The sequence below is a fragment of the Syntrophaceae bacterium genome (genome assembly GCA_013177825.1).
Lineage (GTDB): Bacteria > Desulfobacterota > Syntrophia > Syntrophales > PHBD01 > PHBD01.
Genome location: JABLXX010000001.1, coordinates 964,924 through 980,282, shown reverse-complemented (window position 1 = coordinate 980,282; position 15,359 = coordinate 964,924). Strand labels below are relative to the sequence as shown.

Annotated in this window: 16 protein-coding genes; 3 read left to right on the top strand and 13 right to left on the bottom strand. The window is 57.0% G+C overall.

Translation table 11 applies throughout. The features are described 5' to 3' along the window. Nucleotides 1–2 precede the first annotated feature (2 nt). Both HPY65_04395 and HPY65_04390 read left to right on the top strand, forming a co-directional pair. Nucleotides 3–1,511 carry an NAD(P)/FAD-dependent oxidoreductase gene (locus HPY65_04395; GenBank protein ID NPU83707.1) on the top strand — a complete coding sequence of 503 codons (1,509 nt, stop codon included), beginning with the start codon at nucleotides 3–5 and terminating at the stop codon, nucleotides 1,509–1,511. Next, nucleotides 1,508–2,665, top strand: a complete 1,158-nt coding sequence (locus tag HPY65_04390; GenBank protein NPU83706.1) for an iron-sulfur cluster-binding domain-containing protein — start codon at nucleotides 1,508–1,510, stop codon at nucleotides 2,663–2,665. The genes HPY65_04395 and HPY65_04390 overlap by 4 nt, the downstream gene beginning before the upstream one ends. A gap of 105 nt (nucleotides 2,666–2,770) precedes the next feature. On the opposite strand, the gene HPY65_04385 is transcribed toward HPY65_04390, so the two are convergent. The 13 genes from HPY65_04385 to HPY65_04325 all read right to left on the bottom strand — a co-directional run bounded on the left by HPY65_04385 (nucleotide 2,771) and on the right by HPY65_04325 (nucleotide 13,249). Continuing rightward, the gene (locus HPY65_04385) at nucleotides 2,771–3,943 is read right to left on the bottom strand and encodes an FtsX-like permease family protein (protein NPU83705.1); all 1,173 of its coding nucleotides are present in this window, start codon (nucleotides 3,941–3,943) and stop codon (nucleotides 2,771–2,773) included. Between the two features lie 39 nt (nucleotides 3,944–3,982). After that, on the bottom strand, nucleotides 3,983–4,672 hold the full coding sequence (locus tag HPY65_04380) for an ABC transporter ATP-binding protein (GenBank protein ID NPU83704.1): 690 nt from the start codon (nucleotides 4,670–4,672) through the stop codon (nucleotides 3,983–3,985). Further along, a complete protein-coding gene (locus HPY65_04375; protein ID NPU83703.1) occupies nucleotides 4,647–6,431 on the bottom strand; it encodes a PAS domain-containing protein in 1,785 nt (594 codons plus the stop codon). The genes HPY65_04380 and HPY65_04375 overlap by 26 nt, the downstream gene beginning before the upstream one ends. Nucleotides 6,432–6,444: 13 nt before the next feature. Next, nucleotides 6,445–8,019, bottom strand: coding sequence for a TolC family protein (locus HPY65_04370; GenBank protein NPU83702.1), 1,575 nt, complete (start codon nucleotides 8,017–8,019; stop codon nucleotides 6,445–6,447). Nucleotides 8,020–8,871: 852 nt separating this feature from the next. After that, nucleotides 8,872–9,231 carry a hypothetical protein gene (locus HPY65_04365; GenBank protein ID NPU83701.1) on the bottom strand — a complete coding sequence of 120 codons (360 nt, stop codon included), beginning with the start codon at nucleotides 9,229–9,231 and terminating at the stop codon, nucleotides 8,872–8,874. Nucleotides 9,232–9,392: 161 nt separating this feature from the next. Continuing rightward, nucleotides 9,393–9,860 carry a hypothetical protein gene (locus tag HPY65_04360; GenBank protein ID NPU83700.1) on the bottom strand — a complete coding sequence of 156 codons (468 nt, stop codon included), beginning with the start codon at nucleotides 9,858–9,860 and terminating at the stop codon, nucleotides 9,393–9,395. Nucleotides 9,861–9,884: 24 nt separating this feature from the next. Beyond that, nucleotides 9,885–10,265 carry a hypothetical protein gene (locus tag HPY65_04355; protein ID NPU83699.1) on the bottom strand — a complete coding sequence of 127 codons (381 nt, stop codon included), beginning with the start codon at nucleotides 10,263–10,265 and terminating at the stop codon, nucleotides 9,885–9,887. A 22-nt stretch (nucleotides 10,266–10,287) separates the two neighbouring features. Next, complete coding sequence (locus HPY65_04350; GenBank protein ID NPU83698.1) at nucleotides 10,288–10,641, bottom strand: hypothetical protein; 354 nt, start codon at nucleotides 10,639–10,641, stop codon at nucleotides 10,288–10,290. 152 nt (nucleotides 10,642–10,793) lie between these two features. Beyond that, on the bottom strand, nucleotides 10,794–11,195 hold the full coding sequence (locus HPY65_04345; protein NPU83697.1) for a hypothetical protein: 402 nt from the start codon (nucleotides 11,193–11,195) through the stop codon (nucleotides 10,794–10,796). A 413-nt stretch (nucleotides 11,196–11,608) separates the two neighbouring features. Beyond that, on the bottom strand, nucleotides 11,609–11,962 hold the full coding sequence (locus tag HPY65_04340) for a hypothetical protein (protein NPU83696.1): 354 nt from the start codon (nucleotides 11,960–11,962) through the stop codon (nucleotides 11,609–11,611). A gap of 29 nt (nucleotides 11,963–11,991) precedes the next feature. Next, a complete protein-coding gene (locus HPY65_04335; GenBank protein ID NPU83695.1) occupies nucleotides 11,992–12,294 on the bottom strand; it encodes a hypothetical protein in 303 nt (100 codons plus the stop codon). 210 nt (nucleotides 12,295–12,504) lie between these two features. Then, nucleotides 12,505–12,879, bottom strand: coding sequence for a hypothetical protein (locus HPY65_04330; GenBank protein ID NPU83694.1), 375 nt, complete (start codon nucleotides 12,877–12,879; stop codon nucleotides 12,505–12,507). Nucleotides 12,880–12,889: 10 nt separating this feature from the next. Further along, entirely contained in the window at nucleotides 12,890–13,249 is a 360-nt protein-coding gene (locus HPY65_04325) for a hypothetical protein (GenBank protein ID NPU83693.1), read from the bottom strand. Between the two features lie 646 nt (nucleotides 13,250–13,895). Here HPY65_04325 and HPY65_04320 point away from each other — a divergent pair. Then, on the top strand, nucleotides 13,896–15,344 hold the full coding sequence (locus tag HPY65_04320; GenBank protein NPU83692.1) for a 4-hydroxybutyryl-CoA dehydratase: 1,449 nt from the start codon (nucleotides 13,896–13,898) through the stop codon (nucleotides 15,342–15,344). The last annotated feature ends 15 nt before the right edge of the window (nucleotides 15,345–15,359 follow it).

Below are 15,359 nucleotides of genomic sequence, written 5' to 3'. Positions count from 1 at the left end.
GAATGACGGATTATGACGCCATCGTCATCGGGGCCGGCAATGGAGGGCTTGCCGCAGCCGCCGCGCTGGCCCGGGGCGGTGCACGGGTGCTGGTCCTGGAACGCCACAACATCCCAGGAGGATGCGCTACGAGCTTCTGCCGGGGCCGATTCGAGTTCGAGGTCTCCCTCCATCAGCTCTCAGGCCTCGGGCGCCCCGAGTTTCCCGGTCCTCTACGGGGACTCCTGCAGAACCTGGGCGTTCTCGCCAAGCTCGAATTCGTGGAGATGGAGCACCTGTTCCGTTTTATCGTCCCGGACAAAGTGGACCTGACCCTGCCGGCAAACCGGGCCGGCATCGTCCAGGTTCTTCAGGAGCGGTTCCCCGATGAAAAGCAGGGGATTGAGCAGTTCTTCGACCTGGTGTACCGGTTCTTCCAGGAGGTCATCGGCGCCTTCTACCTCCGGGACCCCGAGGTGACGCCCGAGAAGTACCCCCTGTACTTCCAGTACGCATTCCGGGATTCCCAGAGCGTTATCGACGAGCATTTCCGCGACCCCTACCTGAAGCTCACCATCGCCGGCTACTGGGGCTACATGGGGTTGCCGCCGCGCCTGCTTGCCTTCAGCGACCTGGCGGCGCTTCTCTTCGCCTATATCGAGTTCAAGCCCTGGCACATCAAGGGCGGTTCGCAGGCCCTTTCCAACGCGCTGGCTGCAGCCGTTCTGGACGCCGGCGGCGAGATCCGCTTCTCCTGCGGGGCGGAGCGCATCGTTACACGGGACGGCGCCGTGCAGGCCGTCGTGACGGACCGGGGAGAGGAGATCACCACCCGGTACGTCGTCTCCAACGCCTCCGCGGTGGCCACCTTTGCCGGTCTCCTGGACGGAGGGGACGGACAGGCAGAGGCTTTGCAGCAGGTCCGCGGGGCCGTCGTGGGCACCTCGTTCCTGACGGTCTATGCAGGGCTCCGCTGCCTCCCCGAGGCCGTCTCCATCTCGGAGACGACCAACTTCATCTGCCAGTCCACCGATATGGACCGCGACTTCGCCCTTTGCCGGACCCTTGACGTTAGCGAGCCGCCGCTCATCATGAGCTGCTACGACGTGTCGGACCCGGATTTCTCGCCGGTGGGGACCTGCCAGGCGGCCATCGTGACGATGAAGTACGCCGAGCCGTGGCTCCGGGTGCCTCCGGAGGAGTACGCCGCCGAGAAGTACCGCTCCGCCGAGACCATTCTCCGCAGGATCGAACCGCACTTCCCGGGCTTCACGGCGAACATCGAAGAGATGGAGGTCGCCACGCCGATCACCCACATGCGCTACCTGGGCCACCCCGGCGGGAGTCCCTACGGGTTCGAGCAGCATGTCAAGGATTCGACCCTGTTCCGGAACCCCAAGCCGCCCGTCAAAGGTCTTTATGGCACCGGGGCGTGGTATGGCATGCCGGGTTACCAGCCGACCCTCACTTCGGGGGCCGCGGCGGCGCGGGCCATCCTGCGGGAGATGAGCAGAAAGGAGAACGCGCAATGAGGCCGGACATTCTCACGAAAATCGAAGGATACGACCGGATCGTCCGGGAACGCGAGATCTGCCGCAAGTATGGAACGGACTTCGGCGTCGACCGGGGTGCCGTGGAGGATTACGTCCGGAGGCTTCACCCGGACCGGATGCACCTGAAGGTGGCGGAGATCATAGAAGAGACTAACTCGGCGAAGACCTTCCGTCTCGTCGCCACGAACGGACCCCTGCCGCCGTTCCAGGCGGGCCAGTACGTCTGCGTGTACTGCGACATCGGAAGCGTCCGCACCGGCCGCCCCTACAGCCTCTCCTCGCCGCCCGGCCACAGGGGATATTACGACATCACCGTCAAGTCCGTGGAAGATGGCTTCGTCTCGACCCACCTGCTGAACGACGTCCGGCGGGGAGACATCCTGGAGACCTCCGGACCGGAGGGGCATTTCCATTTCAACCCGATCCTCCATGACCGTGCCCTGGTGCTTCTGGCCGGAGGGAGCGGCGTCACGCCCTTCATGAGCATGATCCGGGAGGCCCTCGAAGGCGGCCTGGACCGCGCGTTCTGGCTCTTCCACGGCGACCGGGAGCCCGGAGAGGCGATTTTCCGGGAGGAACTGGAGCGCCTGGCGACCCGTTTCCCGAATCTCCGGTACATCCCGGTGATCGAGAATCCCTCACCCGGATACGGCGGGGCCTGCGGCTACATCACAGCGGACCTGATCCGCCGGGAGATCGAATCTGCGGCGGGGAAGACCTTCTTCCTCTGCGGCCCCGGCGAGATGTACCGGTTCTGCATCCCCGAGATCCTCTCCCTGGAAGTGCCCGCCGGGAAAATCCGCCGGGAGGTTTTCGGACCGCCGAAATCAATCTCCCGTTCCCCCGGCTGGCCGGCGGAGGTGCGGGAAAACGATCTCTTCACCGTCTCCGTCAAGGGAAGGAAGGACATCCAGGCGAAGGCCGGGGAGCCGCTGCTTGTCGCCCTGGAGCGTGGGGGCATCGTGATTCCGTCCCTGTGCCGCTCGGGGGAGTGCAGCCAATGCCGGGTGAAGCTGCTGGCGGGACGGGTCTACCAGCCGGAGGGAACGCTGGTCCGGCGGTCCGACCGGCAGCACGGCTACATCCACTCCTGTGCCGCCTACCCCCTGGAGGACCTGGAGATTCTCCTGTAGGTTTCCTTCATCCCTGACACAAGAACGGCCCGATCAGGGACGCCCGAAATGCTTCGGGACGTCCCTGGTCATGCCGCCGGTGCAAAGTGTGCGCACCTCCGGTACTCAGGAACGCAAGGCCTTGATGGGGTCCAGCCTGGCGGCGGAGCGCGCCGGATAATAGCCGAAAAAAACGCCCACCGCCGCGGCCACGCCGAAACCGAGAATAATGGATCCGTACGAGATCAGGAATTCCCAGTGGGAGACCTTTGCAAAAACGAAGGAGACGATGACTCCGAGGACAATCCCGATCACGCCGCCGACGAGGCACAGAACCAATGCCTCCATGATGAACTGGCTCTGGATGTCGCCCTGCTGGGCTCCCAGCGCCCGCCGGAGACCGATCTCCATCCGGCGCTCCGTAACCGAGATGAGCATGACGTTCATGACGCCGATGCCTCCCACGATCAGGGAGATGCTGCCGATGGCGCCGAGAAGCAGCGAGAAGATCTGCATCTGCTTCTTCATGTTGGCGATCAGCTCTTCCGCCGTGGTGACCCTGACTTTGAGGTCCCGCGATTTCATCCGGAAGTAATTCTGGATATCCACCTTGGCCTGGGCCGGGGAGACGGTGTTCCCGACCAGGGCAAGAAAGCTGTCGATGTCGCTTTTCTCGAAGAACCGCCCGGCCGTGGTAATGGGCATGATCACGGAGCTGTTGACTCCGTAAGGCCTCATCCCTCCATCCGAGACGTTGTCGAGAACACCGACAATCGTGAAAATCCTGTTTCCGAGAGGAAACTGACTGCCAAGGAGAGGATTCAATCCGATCCCCCGGAGGAAAGCCGCCGTTTCCTTCCCGATGACACAGAAATAGCGGTTCTCGTCGAGGTCCGAGATGAATCGCCCCTCCGCCAGCCGGATCTTGTTCATGTCGAAGAAGCTGGAGGTCACACCCATCTCCTCCAGGTAGATGCTCTTCTTGCCGATGCTGAATGTGCCGCTGGATCGCAGGTAAGGCGCGACATCGAGGATCGAGCTCTCCTTTTCTTTCAGGGCCGTGATGTCCCGTAGGGTCACGTTTGCCGATGGACTGTTCTCCGTCAGCCTCACCATGACGACGTCCACACCCATGTCCTTGAACTGTTTGAGGGCCTCGTTTTCCGCAATGGAGCCGATGGAGACCATGCCGATGACGGATCCGATGCCGATGACGATGCCGATAATGGCAAGGATCGTCCGCTGTCGGGCGTTTGCAAGGCTTGTAAACGCTTCGGAAATGTTTGCTTTCAGGATCATGTTGTCCTTGATTCCGGAGGCCCCGCGGCGCCCGGATATTCAATGAGGATTCCCGTCAACCGCCGGAGGGGTGACGAGCCCGTCGGTGATCTCTATGCTGCGCCGGCATTGAGCGGCGATCTTGAGATCGTGGGTGATGACGATAATCGTGATTCCTTCCTCTTCGTTGAGCTTTCGGAAGAGATCCATGATCTCCTGGCCGGTCCGGCTGTCCAGGGCACCCGTGGGCTCGTCGGCGAGGATCAGGGCCGGACTTCCCACCAGGGCCCGGGCGATGGCCACGCGTTGCTGCTGTCCCCCGGACATCTCGTTCGGCCGGTGATGCGCCCGATCCGCTACTTCTACTTTCTGTAGGTAGGCCATGGAGCGCTCCCGGATTTCCGGTTTGCCCATCCCCCGGTAAATGAGGGGAATTCCCACGTTATCCAGGGCCGTCAGCCGCTGCAGGAGGCAATACTGCTGGAACACGAATCCGATCTTCCGGTTGCGGAGAATGGAGAGCTCGCGGTCGTCCTCGTACCGGATCCGGGCATCCTCGAAAAAATACTCTCCCGATGTCGGCTGTTCGAGAAGACCGAGAATATGCATCAGCGTGGACTTGCCGCTGCCCGACGCTCCCACGATGGACAGGAATTCCCCCTTCTCGACTTCCAGGGAAATGCCCTTGAGGACGTTCACTTCCGTGGGACCGACCGGATACGTCTTATGGATGTTCACTGTCCTCAGCATGGACATTCCGGACCGCTTCCTCCCTTACCAGGACTTCATCGCCGATTTTCAATCCCTGCAAAATCTCCACGGAGTCGAGAGTCGTAATGCCCGTCTTCACGTTCACCCGCTTCGCCTCCCGCTTTCCCGCCTCCTTCAACATGACGTAGCGATCCGCCCCATCCGTCTGCACGGCCCCGATGGGCACCAGGATGCCGTCGGGCTTGTTCAGGATCTCGATGGACAGATTGGCGGACATGCCGAGACGGATCTTGTCCGCCACTTCCGGGAGAAGCCTGTCCACCCGGATCAGAATTTCGAAGGTAGCCGCTTTCTTCGCTCCTCCTTCCCCTCCCTTGACGTTCGCCTGGGACGAAATGTGATCGACACTTCCCTTGAGGGTCACATCCGGGAAAGCGTCTCCCGTGATGATGGCCTGCTGACCCTTCTTGATCTTCGTCACCTCGATCTCGTCCACTTCGGTGGAAACCGACAGGCCGGTCGTGTCACCGACGGCCAGCATGATCTCCCCCTCGCCGAAAGAAGTCCCCTTTTCGACGGCCTTTCCTTTCCTGTCCTTATCCCCCACGGTGTCCATGAGGATGACCGTTCCGGACACCGGAGCGAGGACATTGGCTTTTCCCAGCTGATTTTCAAGATCGGCGAGTTTCGCTCTTGCATTGTAATAGTCGAGTTTTGCCAGGGTTACGTTATCACCCTCGCCTTTGGCCTTTGTGGTCTTGTACGTCAGGAGCTCGTTCTCGTAATTGTTCTTTTCGTTGTTGTACTCGTCGGCCGACACGATGCCTTTCTTGAAAAGAGTTTCCGTTTCTTCATAGGATCTCTTCGCCTTGTCCAGGGAGCGCATCGCCTTGACCATTTCATCCGTGTTCTTCCAGTCCTTCATTTCCTTTCTTTTTTCATTTGCCTTGATGAAAGCTGATTTCGCTTCGCGGCATTTCGATTCGATTTCTCTGGTATCGAGGCGCATAAGAAGCTGCCCCCTGGTGACGGACTGGCCGTATTCGAAAAGCTTTTCCGTGACCGTGCCCGCGAAGGGGCTCGTCACGTTCACGACCTGGATCGGTTTGAGAGTACCCCGGAGAGAGATCTTGTCGACAAGGGGTTGCAGTGCCACCTTGTACGTCTTCACTGCGCCCGCTTGCGAATCTGTGGTTGAAGACTGCCCGGACCTTCCCGGTGTGCCTTTTATCCACGTCAGGATCCCGATGGACAGGAAGAGAAGAAGCACCAGTGCCGTCGCGGCAATGCGGATCATCTGCACTTTTTTCAGGGCGGCCTTGAGACTTGTGTTGGACTCCTCCAGTTCGGAATAGGACGTCTGCAGCTCCCTGTGCTTCGCCTTGATCTCCTCCGTGAGGTCGTGCTCCGTCTCCCGAAGAGCCTCCACTTCCGTCCGGTCGCTGAAGACCGCAATGACGGCAGCCTTCTTTTTTTGTCCCGTCTCATCGGACCCGAGAAAAGAGGTCGTGACAGAAAGAACGATGCGCTTTTCCCCGGCCGTATACAGGACGATGCCGTTCTGAGTCACCGCCTCATCGTAAACGGCGTCCAGGATGGCCTGGTTGAAGGCATCGTTCCCTTCCCTTCCGAGGAACACTTCGCTCATCGACCGGCCGAGGACATCCTCGGCACGGAGGTCCAGAATCCGTTCCGCCGCCTCGTTGAACGTCATGATGCGGCCGTCGAGCGAAACGGTCATGACCCCGTCGGTCATGTTTTCCAGAATGTTTCTGTAGATGATCGGATCCTGGTTCATGGCTGTCCCTTGATTATTTCGCCTTCAGTTTCTCGTTGACTTCCTGCTTCCGGTCCTCCGGCAGCCTGACATTTTGATCCTCGCGCTTGACGCTGATGCTCCAGCGGTCGAGCGTAACCCCCAGCGACTGATCCAGGTCCGTCAGGGAGTTGAGATACGTGATCAGGGCCAGCAGTTCCATCGTCTGCTGATCGAGGACGTCGTTCTGAAAAGACACAAGCTGGAAGTTGGTCGTTCGTCCCAGCCGCAGTTTTTCCCGTTCGATTTCCAGTTTTCGCTCCGAAAGCTCCCGCCCCTTTTTCGCAAGCACATAGCTCCTGTAATTTACGTCGATATTCCTGATTTTATTCTGGACATCGATTTCAATGTCGCTCACCAGTTTCTTGAGGTTGATGCCCGCCTTTTCGCGGGCCACTTTTGCGGCGACATAACTGCTTTCCGATTGCAGGTCTCTCAGGGGAATGTTGAGCTGAAGCCAGACATCCCAGTCGCTTTTCCTTATCTGCTGGTCCGCCAGCACCGTCCGGTAGGTATCGCCTGTCCCGGTCCGTCCGACGTTTGTCACCAGCGATAGATCCCAGAGAAGATTTCGTTTGTTGACGGCCAGGTCCAGCTTGGCCAGCTCCAGGTTTTGCAATGCCTTGATGTAATCGGAACGGTTTTTCAGGGCCACGGCAATGGCTTCTTCCAGGGATGGAGGAGGAACAAACTGCTCTCCTTCTTCAACGGGCAGGAAGTCTGTGTTCTTGTCCAGGTTGAGGACCTGGAGAAGAGTAAGCCGCGCCGAGTCGACGTCGTTCCTGGCGGTTATGACGCTCAACTCACGATTGGCCACGTCGTTCTCCGCCTGGAGAATTTCCGTCTGGGCCATGCGCCCGGCATCGATGAGCGCCTGGTTCGTCTCCAGGGTTCGGCGGGCCGTCTCCAGCCCCTTGGCTTGAATGTCGTAACTGCGCAGGGCCGACACATAGGCCCGGTAGTCTGTGATGGTCGTCGTGATCGTGGTGGCCAGCGTGTCTTTCAGGTCGAGGATGTACTGTTCCTCGGCCACCCTGGCCTGCCGGATGGACTGCGTGGCGACATCCACGCCGGCATTTTTCAGGAGTGGCTGGATGAACTGGACGCTCCAGCCTGAGCTGTAGCCATAGTCCTGGCCGATGTCCGCTTTCGTCGCCGGGTTGTCCCAGCTGAAGATTACGGATCCGCCCGTGGGAAGGTTCAAGGTCGTTGCAAACAACCCGTCCTGATTGGATGCCCGGGTCCGGGTGCCGTCCGTATTGTAGGTGGACGTGGCGCGGGTCGAAAAGCTGAGGCTCGGCTGGGGAACAAACTTGTCCTCGGCGACGCGGAGCTCCATCCGTTGGGAGATTCTGTCCAGGTAAGCGGTCTGGATGGAAACGTTGTTCTGCAAGGCAAGAAAAACACAATCGGACAGGGTCAGTTTCTTCAATCCCTGTTGTACGCTTGGAATCTCCTGTTTCTCTTCGCAGAGCGCCGGAACCGAAGAGGCAAAGAATACGAAGAGAAAAATGACAAGGCACAGGATGCTGATTCGCGAAGATGTCGATAACGACAGGCGTGATTCCATTATCCTCGCTTGAAGGTCATGTTTCCTGCCCATTTCTCATGTTTATAAAAAAAAGCTTGAGCCCACGAGAAGACTGACCTTTTCCTTTTTTTCGGGATATGACCGGAAAACGCCGTGTTCATATAAATAAATCCGCTAATAATATCAACCGAACCATGGAAAGATGAATCGTATTTCATGGGTAACGGGCAACCGGTTTGCTTCTCATCCATGCTCCTTCATTCATCTCATTGGCAATATTCTTTTCCGTCTGTATCCACACAGATTCGTCCATAGCAATAACGAAAATGCGAATAACACCCTCTGCATTTCCCTTCGCATTGGTCGTTGTTCTCGTTACACCACTTCGCAAGATACGAAAATTTATGCCCCCCATGACACGGCACACATTCAAACTTGCTCCAACTCCAGCACATGCTGAATGTTGTCTTGGCAATGGTATGCGATAATTTTCCATCAATACAGCAGAGGACTTCCAACTCCCCACAGTCGAGGGCACAAGCCGGGTTTGCGGATATACCCACAATCAGGAGAAAGAAAACCGCCATGATCACGGTGCAGCCCGATTTTTTCATGCTGCTTCCTCCTTGTTTTCTCGAATTCACCACCAAAGGTCTCCCAGTGAAAAGGAGCACTTCTCAACCAAGGGTACCGTAACATCATCTTGAATCACGAAAAGCCTGCCTTTTGGGGTGTGGTCCCACCAAAGAAAGCCCGCCCCCACTCGTTTCACAATCGTCTCTCCAAGAGAACGAGGACCTCCCAGCCAAACAGGTGCCTTCTTGTCACAACCACCGCTGATGAATCAGGCCGCCCTTGTGTGTTGCCCCAGGGAATGCCGCTATTCATCAATCACGGCCAATGACACGTATTTTTCCCATGTTTGTCATAGCATCGAAATCCTCGCAGACAATCAACGTCTTGATCCCACCAGCACCCCTGGCAATTTCCCTCGCATTGGGCATAGTTTTCGTTACACCACTCGGCAAACCAACTCCATTTCCCTCCGCCGTGACAGGGTTTGCACTTAGCCGACTTCCAACTCCAACACATGGTGAAGTAAGTATCCGCCACCATCTTCTTCGACTTGCCATCAATGCAGCAGGCGATATAGTGGTTTTTGCAGCCGACTGCATAGGCAGGGTTTGCCGATATGCCGGCCAGCAGGACAAAGATAACAGCTATCGCTACGACGCAGCCGGTTTTCTTCATATCTCATCCTCCTTGTCATCACCGATTTCACCATCAGGATTTATCCCCCACGAAGCGGTAAACCACTTCGCTGGAGGCATAGCTGCGGCAAAACTTCGGATCATGAACGGCTTGATTCACAGCGTGTACAGGCCCCGGAATGCCCGAGCCCGGCTTCACAGCTACCGCTTTGACAGAACCAACACCGTGTGAGCAACATGCACTTCGCCCTTCTTGTCATAACCGACCCTGACGAGTTGGAGTGCCTTGATTCCTTTGATGTCTTCCACCCCCAGAAACATCACCTTCGAGATATCCAAGGTGATCTCTTTCCCCTCGGCACTGAACTCCCGGAACGGCATGTCACCTTCCGTCAGGTAATCTTCCCTGTCCGCAACGGCATTGATGGTGATCGTCTTTTCCCCCGCATCCATCCCCGTCACTGCGCCCAGAAAACTGTAAATCACGGTCCTCTGATTTCCGGATGCCTTATCCTTAGCCTCACCGGCAAAGGCCTGGCCTGCCAGAAAGGCACATGCGATGACCAATGCAATGCATACACGCGACAGCTCTCTCATCAATCGCTCCTCCTCGAAATGAATGTTGATCCTGATCACCCTCTTCAGTGACGGTTTACCTCCCGACTCCATTGCCTCCCGTGGTTGAAGCCCGAATCATCGACAACGCTTATGGCCTTCATTATCAACGCAGCAGATCCCGTCATCTCCCTCTGAAGCCTGCGGTGTCATAAAAAAGGGATATTGCACTTTGAAGCACCCCTGGCATGTTCCGTGGCATTCATTGATGTAGTTGACATTGCACCATAGAGAAATATAAGCCCATTGCCCTTCGCCATTACACGGCCGACATTCAGCCTTGCTCCAACTCCAGCACATGGTGAATTTGGTCTTGGCCACCGTCTTCGATTCATCGCCGTCGATACAGCAGGAGACCTTCTTATCCTGACAGCCGACAGCCTCCTTTGAGTTTATGGATGCATCGGCAAGCAGGATAAAGCAAACCGCCATCGCCATAATGCAGCCCGCTTCCCTCATGGCTCATCCTCCCTTCTTCGGATCATTGACACGTCTGCCGGCCGTCCTTGTCCCAGCAGGTCAGTTTCAGCACACACCGATCACCAGGATCATGAAAACACGCTTTGCACTTCCCCTGGCACTGACCGTAGTTGTCATTGCACCATTCGGCGGCATAACTCCATTTTCCCCCTCCATGGCACGGCACGCATCCAAAGTCTTTCCAGCTCCAGCACCTGCTGAATTTCGTCTTGGCCACCGTCTCCGATTGCTTGCCGTCAATACAGCAGGAGACTTCCCGATCCGAACAGCCCATAGCCCAGGCTGAGTTTGCGGATATGCCGGCAAGCAGGAGACAGAAAAACGCCATTGCCACGATGCAGCTCGTTTTTTTCATGTTACGTCCTCCTTGTTTTCTCTTATTTCACCAACAGACAGTCTCCCGGCGAAAAAGAGCGCTTCTCCGCCAGGCCCCCCGCAACATCACCTTGGATCACGAACAGCTTGACTTGGTAGCGTCATCCGACCGGAGAGAGCCCGACCCCCGCTTCAGGGCTTCCTCTTCGTCAAAACCAATACCGTGTGAGCCATATACGCTCCTCCCTCTTTGTCATAACCAACCCTGACAAGCTGGAGTCCCTTGATGTTGCTGATGTCGTTAACCCCCAGAAACACCGCCTTCGAGACGTCAAAGGTGATCTCTTGCCCGTCGGCACTGAACTCCCGGAACGGCATGTCGCCCTCCCTGAGATATTCTTCCTTGTCTGCAACGGCATGGATGGTGATCGTCTTCTTTCCCGCATCCATCTTTGCAACCGTACCCAGAAAACTATAGACAACGGCCCTCTTGTTTTCGGATGCCGCATCTTTCGCCTCACCGGCGAAGGCCTGACCGGCTAGAAAGACACATACGATGATCATTGCAACGCATACACGCAACAGGTTCTTCATAAATCGCCCCTCCTTGCTTTTTTCTCTGTCCTCCATCCTATTGACAATGTGATTTCCCTTCCTTGTCCCAGCAGGTTCGCGACTTCTTGCAATACTCAGAACTCATGTAATGACAGGCTCTGCATTTCCCTTCGCATTGGTTGTAGTTGTCATTGCACCATGTTGCGAGATACGACCATTTATGCTTTCCATGACAGGGGACACAGCCGAACTTTGACCAGCTCCAGCACATACTGAAAGAAGTCGTTGCCACGGTCTGCGAATCATTCCCATCAATACAGCAGGAGACTTCCCAATCCTCACAGCCCATGGCACAGGCCGAATTCACGGATATGCAGCCAATCAGGAGAAAGAAGACCAGCATCCCCAGGATATAGCCCGTTTTTTTCATGCTTCATCCTCCCTGTTTCAGATCATTTGCATGTCTTATGGCCATGCTTGTCATAACAGAGCATGACACATTTTGAATCCGGATCGGCAACTGGCCAGCAAGCATCACATTTCCCTTCGCACTGGGGGTAGTTGTCATTACACCACTCGGCTAAATACCCCCATTTCCCGCCTCCGTGACACGGCACACATTCAAATGAACTCCAGCTCCAGCACATGCTGAATTTTGTTTTGTCCACCGCATCCTTTTTGCCTTCCATGCAACATGAATATTCTTGCTTCTCACAGTAGTCGAAAGCACCGGCAGAATTTACAAACACAACTGCAGTCAGAAACAAAAAAAACGCCATAGCCACCATGCAGCCCGTTTTTTTCATGGCTCACCCTCCCTCTGTATTCCCTCATCTTATCGGGCCATGGAAAACTCCCGCTTCGACAGAACCAGTACCGTGTGGGCAACATACGCTCCGCCCACATTGTCATAACCAACCCTGACAAGCGGATGTCCCACTATGCCGCCGACGTCCTTTGCCCCCAGAAATTGCGCCTTCGAGACATCAAAGGTGATCTCTTTCCCCTCGGCACTGAACTCCCGGAACGGCATGTCGTCTTTCAGCAGGTAATTTTCCTTGTCCGCCACGGCCTTGATCGTGATCGTCTTCTTCTCCGCATCCGCCTTCACCACCGTGCCCAGAAAACTGTAAATCACGGTCCTCTTGTTTTCGGATGCCTTATCCTTCGCCTCACCGGCAAAAGCCTGACCGGCTAAAAACGCACATGCGATGACCAATGCAATGCATACCCGCGACAGCTCTCTCATCAATCTCTCCTCCTTGAAATGAATGTTGATCCTGATCTCCCTCCTCCAGAGGCAGCTGCATCCGCGCGGACACAACACATCCCCTTGATGGAGTTAAACTCAGTGAGAATGCCAATGGCCGTTGCTGTCCACGCAGCTGAATTTGCCTTTGATGCTCGAAGCCAGGGGTGTCCAGTATGGAGTCTCGTCCTCAATACACCCCTGGCATCTCGCCTGACACCCGCTGTAGTTGTCGTTGCACCAGTCGGCAAGCCAGTTCCACTTCCCCCCTCCGTGACACGGCACGCATCCAACTCTTTTCCAGCTCCAGCACATGGTGAAGGAAGTCTTCGCCAGGGTCTGCGACTTGTCTCCATCAATACAGCAGGAGACTTCCCAATCCGGACACCCGAAAGCACAGGCCAAGTTTACGGATACGCCCGCACTCAGGAGCAACATGACCGCCAGGCTGATGATTCGGATCGGTGTCTTCATTTTCCAGGCTCTAGTAAATGCACAGCTTGTCATTGACCGTGTTCCAGCAGGCCGTTCCATTCACACAGGAGTCGATTGGATTGCGAAAACACGCCCAGCATCTTTCTTTGCATTGATCTTTATAGTTTTTGTCGCACCACTTTGCGGCGTAACTCCACTCCTTTTCTCCGCCGCACGGCATGCATCCCAAATGTTTCCAGCTCCAGCACCTGCTGAATTTCGTCTTTGCGACGCTCTTCGATTTATCGGCGTTGATCCAGCAGGACACCTCCTGATCGGAACAGCTGACGGCAAAGGCAGAGTTTACTGAAATGCCCGCAATCAGGAAAAACATAACCGCCAATGCGATTACCAGGGTCGTTCGTTTCATGATTCTTCCTCCTTTCCCGGTTTCACCGGCATAACATCCCTCAGGTACAATGGGGGCCGATCTTTCCGGAGATCGACCAATCAAAGATACGCAAACCAGATTTTCCGTTTGCAATTGCAGGGTAGATGAATCCCGTTGAATGACAATGCTTGATAATCTTGTAAGCGGTATAGGGGATTGGCAGCATTACATAGTGACATGGACAGAGTGTCGCATCGTGACGGTTCCGTCGTTCAATTCGCAGTCTCACTCAGTCGCAGGAAGATACAGCGCTCGGAACGACAAGCGACGCCTTGCATTGACAGGGAATTCGGATTTCTCTATAAATATGGCACTTCTTGCTATCAATATGGCAAACGGTATATTTGAGGTGCATCCACATAGCCCGGAGTGCATATCAGATCGCCTTCTCAAAATAGATCATGGGGCGTCGGGTAACCGTTACCAGGGACCGTTGTGCATCCCCAAGGATAACCGATGCTCCGGGAAGACAGATGAAGATCCTGCCGGCACATGGCTCCCTGACCCGGCGGATTGAACTGCCCAGCCTGTGGCAATGATCGATCGCCGGCACATTCCGCCGCTGGCAGGACAGCGAACAGCTACAGGCCGTTCGGCCCCGGCCCGTCAAAAAGGAGGAAACGACATGGCCCTCATGACCCCCGAGCAGTATGAAGAAAGCCTGCGCCGGATGAACCTGAAGGTCTGGCTGATGGGCGAGAAGGTGGAAACCCCCGTGGATCACCCGATCATCCGGCCCTCCATGAATTCCGTGAAGATGACCTACACCCTGGCACAGGACCCGGCCCACGAAGACCTGATGACCGCCGTCTCCCACCTGTCGGGGGAGCGGATCAACCGGTTCTGCCACCTCCACCGGAGCACCGACGACCTTGTGAGAAAGGTCAAGATGCAGCGCCTGTTGGGCCAGAAGACCGGGGCATGCTTCCAGCGCTGCGTCGGCATGGACGCCATCAACGCCGTGGACAGCGTCACCTTCGAGATGGACCGGAAGCTCGGCACGTCCTACTACCCGCGCTTCCTGAAATTCCTGCAGAGGATGCAGGAGGAGGACTGGACGGTTGACGGCGCCATGACGGACCCCAAGGGCGACCGGGGGCTTCCGCCCTCGAAGCAGGCCGATCCGGACCTCTTCACGCGCGTGGTGGAGCGGAGGAAGGACGGCATCGTCGTCCGGGGCGCCAAGGCCCACCAGACGGGAGCGATCAACTCCCACTGGATCCTGGTGATGCCCACCATGACCATGACGAAGGAGGACGCCGACTACGCCCTGTCCTTCGTGGCCCCCGCCGACGCTGAGGGGATCTTCTACATCTATGGGCGCCAGTCCTGCGACACGCGGAAACTCGAAGGCGGCGAGATCGACGTGGGCAACCTCCTGTACGGAGGACACGAGGCCCTGATGGTTTTCGACGATCTGTTCGTCCCCTGGGAGAACGTCTTCATGTGCGGCGAGTATGAGTTCAGCGGCGCCCTGGTGGAGCGATTCGCCGGCTACCATCGCCAGAGCTATGGCGGCTGCAAGGTGGGCGTCGGAGACGTCCTGATCGGCGCGGCGGCCCTGGCGGCGGACTTCAACGGTGCGGCGAAGGCTTCCCACGTGAAGGACAAGCTCATCGAGATGATCCACCTCAACGAGACGCTCTATGCCTGCGGGATCGCCTGCTCGGCGGAGGGGCATCCTACCGCATCCGGGAACTACCTGATCGACCTTCTCCTGGCGAACGTCTGCAAGCAGAACGTAACGCGCTTCCCCTACGAGATCGCCCGGCTTGCCGAAGACATCGCAGGAGGGCTGATGGTCACCATGGCCTCGGAGCGGGACCTGAAGCACCCCGAGATCGGCCCGGTCGTGGAGAAGTACTTCAAGGGGATCGCCTCGGTGCGGACGGAGTCGCGCTGCCGGATCCTGCGCCTCATCGAGAACATCACCCTCGGCACGGCGGCGGTGGGCTACCGTACGGAATCCATGCACGGCGCCGGATCGCCCCAGGCGCAGCGGATCATGATCTCCCGGCAGGGCAACCTGGACTACAAGAAGAAGCTGGCCCGGGAAATCGCCAGGATAAAATAGATTCGATTGGCGTCC

Coding starts and splice junctions, on each gene's coding strand:
- HPY65_04395 (NPU83707.1), top strand. CDS start 3: ATGACGGATTATGACGCCATCGTCATCGGGGCCGGCAATGGAGGGCTT.
- HPY65_04390 (NPU83706.1), top strand. CDS start 1,508: ATGAGGCCGGACATTCTCACGAAAATCGAAGGATACGACCGGATCGTC.
- HPY65_04385 (NPU83705.1), bottom strand. CDS start 3,943: ATGATCCTGAAAGCAAACATTTCCGAAGCGTTTACAAGCCTTGCAAAC.
- HPY65_04380 (NPU83704.1), bottom strand. CDS start 4,672: ATGCTGAGGACAGTGAACATCCATAAGACGTATCCGGTCGGTCCCACG.
- HPY65_04375 (NPU83703.1), bottom strand. CDS start 6,431: ATGAACCAGGATCCGATCATCTACAGAAACATTCTGGAAAACATGACC.
- HPY65_04370 (NPU83702.1), bottom strand. CDS start 8,019: ATGGAATCACGCCTGTCGTTATCGACATCTTCGCGAATCAGCATCCTG.
- HPY65_04365 (NPU83701.1), bottom strand. CDS start 9,231: ATGAAGAAAACCGGCTGCGTCGTAGCGATAGCTGTTATCTTTGTCCTG.
- HPY65_04360 (NPU83700.1), bottom strand. CDS start 9,860: ATGGAGTCGGGAGGTAAACCGTCACTGAAGAGGGTGATCAGGATCAAC.
- HPY65_04355 (NPU83699.1), bottom strand. CDS start 10,265: ATGAGGGAAGCGGGCTGCATTATGGCGATGGCGGTTTGCTTTATCCTG.
- HPY65_04350 (NPU83698.1), bottom strand. CDS start 10,641: ATGAAAAAAACGAGCTGCATCGTGGCAATGGCGTTTTTCTGTCTCCTG.
- HPY65_04345 (NPU83697.1), bottom strand. CDS start 11,195: ATGAAGAACCTGTTGCGTGTATGCGTTGCAATGATCATCGTATGTGTC.
- HPY65_04340 (NPU83696.1), bottom strand. CDS start 11,962: ATGAAAAAAACGGGCTGCATGGTGGCTATGGCGTTTTTTTTGTTTCTG.
- HPY65_04330 (NPU83694.1), bottom strand. CDS start 12,879: ATGAAGACACCGATCCGAATCATCAGCCTGGCGGTCATGTTGCTCCTG.
- HPY65_04325 (NPU83693.1), bottom strand. CDS start 13,249: ATGAAACGAACGACCCTGGTAATCGCATTGGCGGTTATGTTTTTCCTG.
- HPY65_04320 (NPU83692.1), top strand. CDS start 13,896: ATGGCCCTCATGACCCCCGAGCAGTATGAAGAAAGCCTGCGCCGGATG.